We start from the raw sequence: 13,819 nt of genomic DNA, 5'->3' as shown, positions 1-13,819 counted from the left end.
GCATTCGAGGGCGTTGAACGCCGGGAGGCCCGCCGCGCATTGCGTGGCGGGCCCAACTGGCACCCGCGCCGGGCTCACTCGTGCCTCACGCTTGCATCACCCCTCGCGCCGCCATCCCCGGGCGGCCCGTGCAGCCGGGCAAAACACTGCCCTGCGCTGCACTCTGCTGCACATCCGGCATGTATTCCCTTCGGGTAGAACCCTTAAGTCGGGAGATTTCGGAACTTTGCCGCATGGGTTTCCTCTATCATGGCAGACCTTTGCCAACCCCTTACGCTCCAAAGCAAGACGATCCCGTGATCCGACGAATCTCTGACCTCCTCAGCAGCCGGCTGTGTGCGCTCGCTGCTGCAGTGGCAGGTGCGATCGCCCTGGTGGGCTGCGCCGATACCCCGCTCAATGATCGCGACGCCGTGATGTCCTCCAGCATCGCCACCCCGGCAGCCGCTGCCAACTCCGCATCCACCCGCCCCGCGCCGACCCCGCCCGCCACCGCCGCACCGCCCACCAAGACAGTGACCCTGCCCGCGCAAGGCCGCGTGAGCCTGGCCGAGTACCGTGCGCAGATGCGCGAGCAACTGATGCAAACCGAGAACGCCAGCGCAGATGTGGCCGATTGCGCCGCGCACGCCAGCTGGGTCGTGCCCCGCTCGGCCACCTACGACGCCTTGAAGATCCCCACCGGCGCGCTCGGCGCCGGCCAGGCTACCGTCGAGCCATGGGACGGCCGCTTCTCGCAAGGCAAGCAAGCGGTGCCGGTCAGCTCGGTGGTGACATTTTCCGCGACCGCCCACAAGCGCCGCGCCGAAGCCCAGTGGGAACCGGTCAAGGTACGCTGCGGCTATGCCGACGGCATGATGCTGGCCTATGAATTGCTCGATGGCAGCGGCACCGTCATCAGCGAGCCGGCAGCCGCGCCCGCCGTACGCAGCAGCAGCACGCGCCAAGCCACCAGCGGCAAGGGCCGCAAGGGCAGCAAGGCAAGCAAGTCCAGCTCGGGCAAGTCCGCGAAGGCAACCGCGTCCTCTTCCAGGTCGGGCAGCAGCAAATCGACCGCGAAGAGCAGCAGCGCCAAGACCACCAGCAAGTCGACTACCAAGAAGACACACTGAGTGCTGCCCAGGCGCTGCCAGCCCTGCGCATGGAGCCGCCCGGCACCTGGCCACCTGAGTGGCGGCCAGGTGCCAGATCGCGCCCTCAGCCCAGTTGCGCCAGCACCGCCTGCAGCATCGCAGCGCCCAGCAGGGCGCTGCGCGCGCCATTCCAGCCCACCGCCGGATCGGGCTGGTCGGCATTGTCCTTGAATGGCATCTCCAGCGTCAGCGACAGGCAGCCAAAGGTATGGCCGATGTACTTCGAGGCCAGTTTGAGCGCGTCCTGGTTGTACTTGCTGGCGGCGTAGCCGTGCACATCCTGGAAGTCCGGCGTGGCGCGCTTGAACGCGTCGATGAAACGCAGTTGCTCGGCCTTCTGCACCTCGGTAAAGCCGGGCAGCATCTCGCTGCCCGCGACGAAGTTATAGGGCAGGCCCTCGTCGCCATGGATGTCGAAGAACATGTCGCAGCCGGTGGCCTCGATGGCACGGCGCACGTGATACACCTCCGGGCTGGTCTGCTCGCTGGGGGCCATCCATTCGCGGTTGAGGTTGGCGCCAGCCGCATTGGTGCGCAGGTTGCCACGCGCCGAGCCGTCGGGGTTCATGTTCGGCACGATATGGAACACGGCGCGCTCCAGCAGGCGGCGCGCCACGGGGTCGCCGGCCCACATGCCAGTGCCCGTCAGGCGCTGCAGCACGCCCTCGCAGAACCATTCCGCCATGGATTCGCCGGGATGCTGGCGCGCGATCATCCAGATGGCCTTCTTGCCGTCGCCAGGCGTGCCGACCGTGACCGCGGTCATGTCGCGGCCATCCACCGTGCTGCCCAGGTGTGACAGCCGCGCCAGCGGCGAACGCTGGCAAGTGGCTAGCAGGGACAGGTGGCGGTCCTCGGAGTACGGCTCGAAGTAGGCCAGCCACACGCTGTCGTGCTCGGGCGTGAAGGCCACCGTCATGGTGCTGCCATCGAAGCTGGTCGGCACGCGGAACCATTGCGCGCGGTCATAGGAGGCCACGGCCTGGTAGCCGCGCCAGCCGTCGGGGTAGGTGCAGTCGCCGGCATTGAGGAACTGCAGGCGGCATGCCTGGCCAGCCGCGCCCTGCAGCCGGAAATGGAACCACTGGCGGAATTCTGCATGCGAGTCGGCCCGGATGCGCAGGCGGATGTCGCTCGCCTGCGCAAGCGATTCGACTTCAATCGCGCCCGAATCGAAGCTGGCGGAAATATGCAGGGCTGAACTCATGATGTGGCGTCTCGGAGGGTTCGGGCCGGGATGCCTGTAGGCCATCCCTGGCACTGGGTTCGGGGGCGATAGGGCGTAGCCGGCGCAGCGTGCGTCAGTCTTCCAGGCGGCGGCGGAAGACCCAGCGGGCGTCGTCGGATGCCGCGGCATCAAAGGCGTAGCCATGCTCGGCGAAACGCTTGAGCTTGGCCGGCTCGGTGATGCGATGCGTCACCGCGTAGCGGGCCATGAAGCCGCGCGCCCGCTTGGCGTGGAAGGAAATGATCTTGTAGCGGCCGCCCTTCCAGTCCTCGAACACCGGCGTGACGATCCTGGCGCCAAGCACCTTGGGGCGCACCACCTTGAAGTATTCCTCGGAGGCCAGGTTGACCAGGGCCGGACTGCCTTCTGCCTTCTGTGCCTTGAAGTCATCGTTGAGCAACTGCGTGACGTCATCGCCCCAGAACGCATAGAGATCCTTGCCCGCCACGTTGTCCAGGCGCGTGCCCATCTCCAGGCGGTAGGGCTGCATCCAGTCGAGCGGGCGCAGCACGCCGTACAGGCCGGACAGGATGCGCACATGCTTCTGCGCGAAGCCAAGGTCATCGTCCGACAGGCTGGATGCGTCGAACCCCTCGTACACATCGCCGTTGAAGGCGAGCACGGCCTGCTTGCTGTTGGCCGCGGTAAATTCCGGCGACCAGTCGCCGTAGCGGGTGGCGTTGAGCACCGCGAGCTTGTCGGAGATGTCCATCAGCGCCCCGATATCCTGCAGCGCGAGCTTGCGCAGCCGCTCGATCAACACCGCCGAACGGTCGATAAAACGGGGCAGCGTATGGGTCTTCAGACGCGGGGGCGTCTCGTAGTCGAGCGACTTGGCAGGGGACAAGACGATGAGCATGGCAAAATCGCGGCAAACACAAAGGCCAGATTGTAACGAATGCACCCCGACTCTACCGCAGTACCCCTCAATTCCCCGCCGTCCCCACAGGCCATTCCTGTCCCCGGCCCGCTGGTACCGCGGGTCGTGCTCGACTCCAACATCTGGGTCGACCTGCTGGTCTTTGCGGATCCGCACGTCGAACCGATCCGGGCCGCGCTGGACACCGGCGCCATTGCCGCGGTGATCCGCGCCGATTGCCGCGAGGAGTTGCGCCGAGTGCTGGCTTATCCGCAATTTGCCCATTTTGGTGTCGATATTCCCGCCGCCATGGCCACTGTCGACCGGCTGACCGCCCTCATCGCCATCCCGGAAGAAGCCGACATCGCGGCGGCCCGCCTGCCGCGTTGCCGCGATACCGACGACCAGAAGTTCATCGAGCTGGCGCACTTTGCCCAGGCCGCCTGCCTGGTCTCCAAGGACAAGGCCGTGCTCAAGCTCAAAGGCCGCCTGCGCCGCCAGAGCGGCGTGGATATCCTGCTGCCCCAGGCCTTCGCCAACTGGCTGACGGCGCGCGAGGAGGCCGCGGCACAGGCGCCGGCCGATCCCCGCTAGAATGCCAGCATCGTTTTCCGCCCATCCCGACCGCCCAGCCTGACGCAGCTTCCCATGCCCACGAACCTTTCCGCCCAGCCCGGCACCCTTGCTCCCCTCACGCCGCCGGCTTCGCGCCTGCCCAAGGTCGGCACCACCATCTTTACCGTGATGTCGGCGCTGGCCGCCGAGCGCAATGCCGTCAACCTCGGCCAGGGCTTCCCGGATTTCGACTGCGACCCGAAGATCGTCGATGCCGTCGCGCACGCCATGCGCGCTGGCTTGAACCAGTACCCGCCGATGGCGGGCGTGCCCAAGCTGCGCCAGGCCATCGCCAGCAAGATCGGCAAGCTGTACGGCCATGCCTATGACTGGGACAGCGAGATCACGGTCACCGCGGGCGCCACCCAGGGCATCCTGACCACCATCCTGTGCGCCGTGCATCCGGGCGATGAAGTGATCGTGCTGGAACCCTGCTACGACAGCTACATCCCCGCGATCGAAATGGCCGGTGGCAAGGTCGTGTCGGTGGCCCTTGACGCGCCGCACTTCCACATCCCCTTTGACCGCCTCGCCGCCGCGATCACGCCGCGCACGCGGATGCTGCTGATCAACACGCCGCACAACCCCACCGGCACCATCTGGCGCGCCGGCGACATGGATCGTCTGGCCGCACTGCTGGCCGGCACCGACATCCTGCTGCTGTCAGACGAGGTGTACGAGCACATGGTGTTCGACGGCCAGCCGCACCAGTCGGTATCGCGTCACCCCGAGCTGGCACGGCGCAGCTTCGTGGTATCGAGCTTCGGCAAGACCTACCACGTGACTGGCTGGAAAGTGGGCTATGTGGCCGCGCCGGCCGCGCTCTCGGCCGAGTTCCGCAAGGTGCACCAGTTCAATGTGTTCACGGTGAACACCCCGGTGCAGCATGGCCTGGCCGACTACATGGCGGACCCGGCGCCCTACCTGGACCTGGCGGCCTTCTACCAGGCCAAGCGCGACTTCTTCCGCGCCGGGCTGGCCGGCACGCGCTTCAAGCTGCTGCCGTCGGACGGCACCTACTTCCAGTGCGTGGACTACTCCGCCATCTCGGACATGAGCGAGGCGGATTTCTCGATGTGGCTTACGCGCGAGATCGGCGTGGCGGCGATTCCGGTTTCGGCGTTTTACTCGCAGCCGCGGGAGTCTGGGGTGGTGCGGTTCTGTTTTGCCAAGAAGGAAGAGACGCTGGCGCTGGCGTTGGAGAGATTGAAGCGGCTGTAAGTGGGATGACGGTTTGACTGTAACTGCAACTGCAACTGCAACTGCTTAAATTCAAGGACAAAGTCAAAAGCAGTTTCACCTCCCCTGCGGGGAGGCGACCTCCTTTCTTGTCTCGCCAAGAAAGGAGGCAAAGAAGGCGACCCGGGTGGGGCGAAAGACTCCTCGCCCCATAACGGGAGATCACACCTTCACGGCTCGCTTCGCATCGCGCGACGTCTCGCCTTACTTCCGGCCGCTCAGCATCAGCTCGGTATTCGCCTTGCGATCCTCATTCACCTTTTGCACCGTCGGGCGCTCCGACATGCGCTTGAGGTACTCCTTGACCGGCAGGTCGGCCAGCATGTCCGTACCGTAGATGATCTTGGTGCAAGACGAGATCAGCGGAAAGTGCACCACCGCGGCGCAGTCCGCCAGTGTAAAGGTGTCGCCCGCCAGGTAGGGCGAGAACTTCGCCAGCTTGGCGAAGGCGGGGATATAGCGCTCCAGCAGCTTTTTCTGGCGTTCCTTGACGCCGTCGCTGACCTTGCCGCCGAAAAACGCTTCAGCGTAAAGCTCGCGCGCGGTCAGCTCCAGGTACAGCTCCAGGAAGGTCACCAGTTCGCGCACCTTGGCCGCCTCGTAGGGGCTGGCGGGCAGCAGCGGCGTTTGCGGGTAGGTCGCCTCGATGTAAGCGTCCAGTACTTCGGACTCGCATAGCGGGCCGTGATCGGTGATCATGTAGGGCACCTTGCCCAGGGGGGTGGCTTCGAGATCGGTCTTGCCGATCCAGGCCAGCTCCTCCTCGAACGGCAGGTTCTTTTCCAGCAAGGCCAGCTTGACCTTGTTGTAGTAGTTGCTGGCGGCAAAACCACAGAGTTTCAGCATGTCGTCTCTCTCCTCGTTATGGCGTGATTGGCGTGATTGGCAACCCACCGGGTGGATCGCGATGAAATCAGGGGCTAAGGTACCCTGCCCACACACAGGCAAGCAGGCATTGTGTGCCATGACAGACTCTGGCGGTCCGCGTTGGCCGATCAGCGCACGCCGCCTGCATCGCCCCACTGTCGCGGATGATGCAAAAAACGTACGATCGTGCTAATTTAACCACACTTTTCTGGACGCACTATGAGCACTTTCACCATTGACTCGCTAGGCATCGTCGGCACCGGTGCCATGGGCCGGGGCATTGCCCAGATCGCCGCGCAGGCCGGGCTGACCGTCAGCCTGTACGACACCAACCCGCAAGCCGTGGCAGCCGCCCGGCAATACCTGCAGGATACGTTCGCCAAGCTGACCGAAAAAGGCAAGATGAGCGCCGAGGACGGCGCCGCCGCGCTGGCCCGCGTGCTGCCCTGCAATGCGCTGGAAGACCTGGCCGGCTGCGACATGGTGCTCGAGGCCATCGTCGAGAAGCTCGAAGTCAAGCGTGACCTGGTGGCCAAGCTCGAAGCCATCCTGCGTGCGGATGCCGTGATTGCCTCCAACACGTCGTCGCTGTCGATCACCGCGATCGCGGTGGGCGCCAAGCAACCTGGCCGCATCGCCGGCTACCACTTCTTCAACCCGGTGCCGCTGATGAAGGTGGTCGAGGTGATCGACGGCCTGTCCGGCGACCCCGCCGTGGGGGACGCGCTGATGGCGCTGTCGCGCCGCCTGGGCCATACTCCGGTGCGCTGCAAGGACATGCCCGGCTTTATCGTCAACCATGCCGGGCGCGGCATGAACATCGAAGGCCTGAAGGTCGCGCAGGAAGGCGTGGCCGGGTTCGCCGACATCGACGCCATCATGCGCGAGCAGGCGGGTTTTCGCATGGGCCCCTTCGAGCTGATGGACCTGACCGGGCTGGACGTGTCGCACCCGGTGATGGAGTCCATCTACAACCAGTTCTACCAGGAACCGCGCTACCGGCCGTCGCCCATCACGGCGATCCGCTCGGTGGGCGGCCTGATCGGCCGCAAGGCCGGCGCCGGTTTCTACCGCTATGCCGACGGCCAGAAGCAGCTGCCCGCCACCGCCGCCGTGCCCACCGCGCGCCCGGCCAGCGTCTGGGTCAGCCTTAACGACGAACGCGGCCACGGCATGGCCGTCAAGCTGCTGCTCTCGCTGGGCATCACGCCCGAAGCCGGCAACCGGCCCTCGGACGACGCCCTGATCGTGGTCACGCCGCTGGGGCTGGACGCCACCACCTGCGCCCTGCATGAGGGCCTGGACCCCACCCGAGTGGTCGCCATCGACACGCTGCTGCCGTTCGAGGCCACCAAGCGCCGCACGCTGATGACCACGCCAGCCACGTCAGCCGCCATGCGCGAGGCCGCACACGGCGTGTTTGGCAGCGACGGCGTGCCCGTGACCGTGATCCGCGACTCGGCCGGCTTCGTGGCCCAGCGCATCATCAGCTGCATCGTGAACATCGCCAGCGACATCGCGCAGCAGCGCATTGCCACGCCGGTGGACATCGACCTCGCCGTCAACCTCGGCCTGGGCTACCCCAAGGGCCCGCTGGCGCTGGGCGACGTGATCGGCCCGCACCTGGTGCTGACCGTGCTGCGCAACCTGGAACGCCTGACCGGCGACATGCGCTACCGCCCCAGCCCGTGGCTGTGGCGCCGCGCCGGCCTCGGCCTGTCGCTGCTGACCGAAGAGCAGTAAGAACCGCGACCGCAGGCTTGTTTCTGGCCTGCGGTCGTTTCGTATCCGACACCGCGTTGCATCGTTGCATTCGCGCATCCGCACAGGCCGCCATGACCGCACAGCTGCTATCCGAACGCGTCGACACCACCCTGGTGCTGACCATCTCGAACCCCGAGGCACGCAACGCGCTGCATCCGGACATCTACGCGGCCTCGCAGGAAGCGCTTGAGCTGGCCTCGCGCGACGACGAAATCCGCGCGGTGGTGATCACCGGCGCCGATGGCGTGTTCTGCGCCGGCGGCAACCTCAACCGCCTGCTCGGCAACCGCGCCAAGCCGCGCGAGGTGCAAGCCGAGAGCATCGAAGTCCTGAACCACTGGATCGAAACGCTGCACGCCTTCCCCAAGCCGATCATCGCCGCCGTGGAAGGCCCCGCCGCGGGCGCCGGCTTCTCGCTGGTGCTCGCCTGCGATTTCGTGGTGGCCGCCAGCGACGCCAAGTTCGTGATGGCCTACGTCAACGTTGGCCTGACGCCTGACGGCGGCGGCTCGTACGAGCTGGCCCGCGCCCTGCCCCGGCAGCTCGCCTGCGAACTGATCATGGAAGGCAAGCCCGTGGATGCCGCGCGCCTGGCGCATTTCGGGCTGGTCAACCGCGTGGTGCCGCCCGGCCAGGCGCTGACCGAAGCCCTGCGCCTGGGCGAATCGCTGGCCACGCGCTCGCCGCACGCCATGGGCCGCATCAAGGGCCTGATCAACCACGCCGCTACCGCCAGCCTGACCGAACACCTGGCGGAAGAACGCGACAACTTCGTGGCCGCGCTGCATCACAAGGATGGCGGCGAAGGCATCGGCGCCTTCCTGGAAAAGCGCAAGCCGAACTACCGCTGAGCCGCCCTGCCCGCCGGGTTCGCCAATGCGCGCACCCGGCCTCGCAATGCCACGCCAACGATGCCCGCGCAGACGGGCACAGAAGCAAAAGCACCGGAGACTTGCATGGAATTGCCGCCCTCGCCCCGCCGCCGCGTCTACCTGATGCGCCATGGCGCGGTGACCTACTTCGACGAGACCGGGCGCCCTGCGCTGCCCGAGCTGGTGCCGCTCAACGAGACCGGGCGCGAACAGGCCAGCGCGGCTGGCCGTGCCTTTGCCGCCGAGAACATCCGCTTCGACCGCATCATCGTCAGCGGGCTGCCACGCACGGTGGAAACCGCCGAGCGCGTGCTGGCGGAGTTGCCCGGCATGGCCGATGCCGCGATGGAAACCTGGCCCGAGCTGCAGGAAATCCGCGGCGGCAAGCTGCAAGGCATCAGCGACGACAAGCTGCGCGACGCATTTATCGGCGCCTTTGAAGGCGAAGTGCCCGAAGACAAGCGCTTCCTCGATGGCGAGAGCGTGGGCGAATTCCTCGACCGCGTGCTGCCTGCGCTGCGCCGCCTGCGCGACGACCCGAACTGGGACACCGCCCTGCTGGTCCTGCATGGCGGCACCAACCGCGCCATCCTTTCCCACGCCATCACCTGCGGGCGCCGCGTGTTCTACGGCAGCCTGATGCAAACCGCCGGCTGCATCAATGTGCTCGACGTGGGCGACGATCCGCTGGACTGGGTGGTGCGCATGATGAATTACTCGCCGCCCACGCCCGTGCACAGCGGTTCGCGCCACACCACCATGGAAGTGTTGCTGCATCAATACCTGCGCTTTCGCGACCTGCGCGGGCCGGCCAGCTAGCCACGCCGCACAGAGATAAAGATAAAACAGACAAGACGGACAAGACAGACGTAATCGAATCTCGGAAAACCCGGAACATACCGAAAACATGGAGACAGCATGAGCACCAACGTTTCGAATTTCGAAGGCACCCGCGAGGTAGCCGAGCAGCAACGCTTTGACCTGGCCGCGCTGGAAGCCTGGATGCGCGAGCATGTTGCCGGCTTTGCCGGCCCGCTCTCCATCGAGCAGTTCAAGGGCGGCCAGTCCAACCCCACCTTCAAGCTGATCACACCTGGCCAGACCTACGTGATGCGCGCCAAGCCGGGCCCCAAGTCCAAGCTGCTGCCTTCGGCCCACGCCATCGAGCGCGAGTACCGCGTGATGGCCGCGCTGGCCGGCACCGACGTGCCGGTGGCCAGGATGTACGCGCTGTGCGAAGACGAAGCCGTGATCGGCCGCGCCTTCTACATCATGGAATTCGTCGCCGGCCGCGTGCTGTGGGACCAGTCGCTGCCCGACATGACGCCGGCAGAGCGCGCCGCCATCTACGACGAGATGAACCGCGTCATCTCCGCGCTGCACACCGTCGACTACAAGGCCATCGGCCTGGGCGACTACGGCAAGCCGGGCAACTACTTCTCGCGCCAGATCGAGCGCTGGACCAAGCAGTACAAGCTGTCCGAGACCGAGAGCATCCCGGCCATGGACTCGCTGATGGCCTGGCTGCCCGAGCATATCCCGCAGGAAGACGCCGATCTCACGTCCATCGTGCATGGCGACTACCGGCTGGATAACCTCATGTTCCACCCCACCGAGCCGCGCGTGCTGGCCGTGCTCGACTGGGAACTGTCCACGCTGGGGCACCCGATGGCCGACTTCGGCTACCACTGCATGAGCTGGCACATCGCCCCGGGACAGTTCCGCGGCATCGCTGGCCTGGACCATGCCGGGCTTGGCATCCCTGACGAGGCCACGTACCGCCGCACCTACGAGCAACGTACCGGCCGGCCGATCACCGGCGACTGGAATTTCTACCTGGCGTTCAGCATGTTCCGGATTGCCGGCATCCTGCAGGGGATCATGAAACGCGTGGTGGACGGGACAGCTTCCTCCGCGCAGGCCGCGGATGCAGGAAAGCGCGCCCGGCCGATGGCGGAAATGGGCTGGGAGTACGCAAAGAAGGCAAAGCAATAACAATCTGGCAATCTGGCGCTTCGCCGGGATCATCGGAAAACCTCTTCCCCCAGCGCGGGGAAGAGGTTTTTTTACGGGGCAAGTTATCGTATCAGATGATGTGTAGGCCTGTTTTCGGCAACGACCTCACTGCGACTCTCGTCAGGCTCGCCATCCTTCACGCCTGAAATCCCGCCAAAAAATGCCCTGGACCCGCCCAGGACTTCCGGCTATGATCCAACATATACGACAACATACAACAATCATAAAGAAAACAAAGCCGGAGACAACGCCCATGGCAACCAGCCGCCGCACCTTCCTGACCCAACTCTCGACCCTCGGCACAACCGCCACGCTGGGCAGCCTCGGCGCGGCCGGCACGCTGCTGTCGTCGCCGGCGCAAGCCGCCGACTGGCCTACCCGCCCGATCCGGCTGGTTGTGCCCTATCCCGCCGGCGGGTCCTCCGACATCATTGCCCGCCTGATCAGCCGCCAGCTCGGCGAAGCCCTCGGCCAACCCATCGTGGTGGATAACCGCCCGGGCGCCAACGGCAATATCGGCGCCGCCATGGTCGCGCAGGCCGGCACCGACAATCACACGTTGCTGCTGTGCGATGTCGGCGCGCTGGCCATCAGCCCGTCGGTCTACACCAAACTCACGTTCGATCCGGGCAAGGACCTGAAGGGCGTTTCCATGCTGGCGTACTCGCCGCATTTGCTGGTGGTCCATCCGTCGGTGCAGGTCAGCAACCTCAAGGAACTGGTGGACCTGTCCAAGCGCACCCAGCTCAACTTTGCCGTGACCGCCATCGGCAGCGCGCCGCACCTGGCGGGCGTGGCGGTGGCGCAGGCTACCGGCGCGAAGTGGCAATACGTGCCTTACAAAGGCGGTGCGCAGGCGGTGGCCGATACCGTGGGCGGCACCGCCCAGGTGCTGATGAACGGCATGCTGGCGACGCTGCCCCAGGTGCAGGCCGGCAAGCTGAAGGTGATCGCGGTGTCCAAGAAGACGCGCATGCCGCTGGTGGGGCAAGTGCCGACCATTGCCGAGCAAGGAGTGCCAGGCTTCGAGTCCGGAACCTGGCAAGGCGTGATGGCGCCCGCGGGCATGCCCGATGCGCTGGTGGCACGCATCAGCAGCGAACTGATCCGCATCATCCGCTTGCCGGACGTGCGCGCGCAGCTCGCCGGCCAGGGTGCGGAAGTGGTGACCATGACGCCGCCGGAGACAAACAAGTTCTTCAGCGCCGAGCGTGCGCGCTGGGCCACCGTGGTGAAGCAGGCCGACATCCGGCTCGACTGACCCGCGCCGGGTCTTGGCACGTTCTGACTTTTTTTGATCGCGCTTAACCCCTTGCGCCAGGCTGCCTCGTTTCACTGACAGCGCCCAGCCGCCGGCATCGCCGGCGCGGCCCTTCAGGAGAAAAGAACATGCTTAAGCGCTTGGGAGCCTTGGCCATTGCCTTTGCGGTGGCCGCTTGCGGTGGTCATTCCACCACTGCCCCTACCCCGCCGGATTTGCCCGCGCGCGCCGACAACGCGCCACCGGCCACGCAGCCGGTGGCAACTCCCCCGGTTGCGCCGGTTGCCCCGGCCGCTCCCGTGCAGTCCGTGGCCACCGTGCCGACGGCAGAAGCCCGCGACACCGCATCTGCCGCCAAGGAGGCGGTCGCCGGCGCCGTGGCCAATGCATACGCGCCTGCCATGCGCGCCATGCCTGCGGCGCCCATGACCCTGATGGCACGCCCCATGCCCTACCCGCAGCCGCAGCCTGGGCCAGACCGTGAGCGCTATGGCGCCATCGACGAGAACGGCGTGCAGCAGGTAGCGCAAGCGCCTGTCTCCACCTTCAGCATCGACGTCGACACCGGCAGCTACAGCAATGTGCGCCGCCTGCTCAATGCCGGCCGCCTGCCGCCGGCCGACGCGGTGCGCGTGGAGGAAATGGTCAACTACTTCCCGTACGACTACGCGCAGCCGCGCGACGGCCGCCCCTTTGCCGTGCACGCTGACGCCGCGCCCGCGCCATGGCAAGCGCGCAACGTGCTGCTGCGCATCGGCATCAAGGCCGCCGACGCGGCACGCGACAGCCTGCCGCCGGCCAACCTGGTCTTCCTGGTCGATGTGTCGGGGTCGATGTATTCGCCCGACAAGCTGCCGCTGCTAAAGTCCTCGCTCAAGCTGCTGACCAACGCGCTGCGCGCGCAGGACCGCATCACGCTGGTGACCTACGCCAGCGGCACGCGCGTGGTGCTGCCGCCGACGCCAGGCAGCGACAAGGCTACCATCTCGTCGGCCATCGATTCGCTGGTAGCGGGCGGCTCGACCGCCGGCGCGAGCGGCATCGCGCTGGCCTACCAGGCGGCGCAGCAGAGCTTTATCGCGGGCGGCATCAACCGCGTGCTGCTAGCCACCGATGGCGACTTCAACGTGGGCATCACCGACTTCCGCCAGCTCAAGGCCCTGGTCGCGGAGAAGCGCAAGTCCGGCGTTTCGCTGTCCACGCTGGGCTTTGGCACCGGCAACTACAACGACCAGCTGATGGAGCAACTGGCCGACGCGGGCGACGGCGCCTACTCGTACATCGACAACCTGATGGAAGGCCAGAAGGTGCTGGCCGAGGAGTTCAGCTCCACGCTGGCGACGGTGGCGCGCGACGTCAAGATCCAGGTCGAGTTCAACCCCGCCACGGTCAAGGAATACCGCCTGATCGGCTATGAAAACCGCGCGCTCAAGCGCGAGGATTTCAACAACGACCAGGTCGACGCCGGCGACATCGGTGCCGGCCACACCGTGACAGCCCTCTATGAGCTGACGCTGGCGGGCCAGCCCGGCCTGATCGACCCGCTGCGCTACCAGCCGGCGAGCCCTGCCGCCCAGCCAGGCAAGGGCGCCGCTGGCGAGCTGGCCCACATCAAGCTGCGCTACAAGCTGCCGCAGGCGCAAGCCAGCGAGCTGATCGACCTGGCCGTGCAGGACAGCGCGGTGCGGCCGCTGGCGCAGGCCGACGACGCCATGCGCTTCGCCGCGGCGGTAGCCGGCTTCGGCCAGATACTGCGTGGCGGCAATCATGTCAACGGCTGGACCTACGCCGACGCGCGCACCCTGGCGCTCGGCGCGCGCGGCGCCGACCGCTTTGGCTACCGCGGCGAGTTCATCAAGCTGGTCGACCTGGCGCAGGCCCTGTCGACGCGCGCACCGCTGGCACAAGGCGGCGAGCCTGCCGGGGAGCCGCCACGCTGAGGCCGCCTCGCCCACCATCCGCCGG

Annotated in this window: 12 protein-coding genes; 9 read left to right on the top strand and 3 right to left on the bottom strand. The window is 66.4% G+C overall.

What is annotated here, in order from left to right:
- Nucleotides 1-296 precede the first annotated feature (296 nt).
- Nucleotides 297-1,112 (top strand): BspC domain-containing protein, encoded by an 816-nt coding sequence (locus tag AC1Q7Q_RS01630; RefSeq protein WP_492387123.1) that lies wholly within the window; start codon nucleotides 297-299, stop codon nucleotides 1,110-1,112.
- An 85-nt stretch (nucleotides 1,113-1,197) separates the two neighbouring features.
- On the opposite strand, the gene AC1Q7Q_RS01625 is transcribed toward AC1Q7Q_RS01630, so the two are convergent.
- Nucleotides 1,198-2,340: a M14 family metallopeptidase gene (locus AC1Q7Q_RS01625; protein ID WP_492376473.1), complete on the bottom strand. Its 1,143-nt coding sequence runs from the start codon at nucleotides 2,338-2,340 to the stop codon at nucleotides 1,198-1,200.
- 94 nt (nucleotides 2,341-2,434) lie between these two features.
- Complete coding sequence (gene yaaA / locus AC1Q7Q_RS01620) at nucleotides 2,435-3,220, bottom strand: peroxide stress protein YaaA (RefSeq protein ID WP_492376474.1); 786 nt, start codon at nucleotides 3,218-3,220, stop codon at nucleotides 2,435-2,437.
- A gap of 39 nt (nucleotides 3,221-3,259) precedes the next feature.
- Between yaaA and AC1Q7Q_RS01615 the strand changes: the two genes are divergently transcribed.
- Together AC1Q7Q_RS01615 and AC1Q7Q_RS01610 are read left to right on the top strand one after the other, a co-directional pair.
- A complete protein-coding gene (locus AC1Q7Q_RS01615) occupies nucleotides 3,260-3,814 on the top strand; it encodes a putative toxin-antitoxin system toxin component, PIN family (RefSeq protein ID WP_492376475.1) in 555 nt (184 codons plus the stop codon).
- 54 nt (nucleotides 3,815-3,868) lie between these two features.
- Nucleotides 3,869-5,056 (top strand): pyridoxal phosphate-dependent aminotransferase, encoded by a 1,188-nt coding sequence (locus AC1Q7Q_RS01610; protein ID WP_492376476.1) that lies wholly within the window; start codon nucleotides 3,869-3,871, stop codon nucleotides 5,054-5,056.
- A 222-nt stretch (nucleotides 5,057-5,278) separates the two neighbouring features.
- Here AC1Q7Q_RS01610 and AC1Q7Q_RS01605 read toward each other — a convergent pair whose 3' ends face one another.
- Nucleotides 5,279-5,920 (bottom strand): glutathione S-transferase, encoded by a 642-nt coding sequence (locus AC1Q7Q_RS01605; RefSeq protein WP_492376477.1) that lies wholly within the window; start codon nucleotides 5,918-5,920, stop codon nucleotides 5,279-5,281.
- Between the two features lie 240 nt (nucleotides 5,921-6,160).
- Here AC1Q7Q_RS01605 and AC1Q7Q_RS01600 point away from each other — a divergent pair, with 240 nt between their 5' ends.
- The 6 genes from AC1Q7Q_RS01600 to AC1Q7Q_RS01575 all read left to right on the top strand — a co-directional run bounded on the left by AC1Q7Q_RS01600 (nucleotide 6,161) and on the right by AC1Q7Q_RS01575 (nucleotide 13,794).
- On the top strand, nucleotides 6,161-7,684 hold the full coding sequence (locus AC1Q7Q_RS01600) for a 3-hydroxyacyl-CoA dehydrogenase (protein WP_492376478.1): 1,524 nt from the start codon (nucleotides 6,161-6,163) through the stop codon (nucleotides 7,682-7,684).
- A gap of 92 nt (nucleotides 7,685-7,776) precedes the next feature.
- On the top strand, nucleotides 7,777-8,556 hold the full coding sequence (locus AC1Q7Q_RS01595) for an oxepin-CoA hydrolase, alternative type (RefSeq protein ID WP_492376479.1): 780 nt from the start codon (nucleotides 7,777-7,779) through the stop codon (nucleotides 8,554-8,556).
- 105 nt (nucleotides 8,557-8,661) lie between these two features.
- Nucleotides 8,662-9,396, top strand: a complete 735-nt coding sequence (locus tag AC1Q7Q_RS01590; RefSeq protein ID WP_416048032.1) for a histidine phosphatase family protein — start codon at nucleotides 8,662-8,664, stop codon at nucleotides 9,394-9,396.
- Nucleotides 9,397-9,495: 99 nt separating this feature from the next.
- Nucleotides 9,496-10,572 carry a phosphotransferase gene (locus AC1Q7Q_RS01585; RefSeq protein WP_492376480.1) on the top strand — a complete coding sequence of 359 codons (1,077 nt, stop codon included), beginning with the start codon at nucleotides 9,496-9,498 and terminating at the stop codon, nucleotides 10,570-10,572.
- Nucleotides 10,573-10,846: 274 nt separating this feature from the next.
- Entirely contained in the window at nucleotides 10,847-11,854 is a 1,008-nt protein-coding gene (locus AC1Q7Q_RS01580) for a Bug family tripartite tricarboxylate transporter substrate binding protein (protein WP_492376481.1), read from the top strand.
- A gap of 128 nt (nucleotides 11,855-11,982) precedes the next feature.
- Nucleotides 11,983-13,794, top strand: a complete 1,812-nt coding sequence (locus AC1Q7Q_RS01575) for a vWA domain-containing protein (protein ID WP_492376482.1) — start codon at nucleotides 11,983-11,985, stop codon at nucleotides 13,792-13,794.
- Nucleotides 13,795-13,819: the final 25 nt, after the last annotated feature.

The sequence above is a fragment of the Cupriavidus sp. GW823-FHT07A04 genome (assembly GCF_058794615.1).
This window is presented reverse-complemented; position numbering and strand designations above follow the sequence as displayed.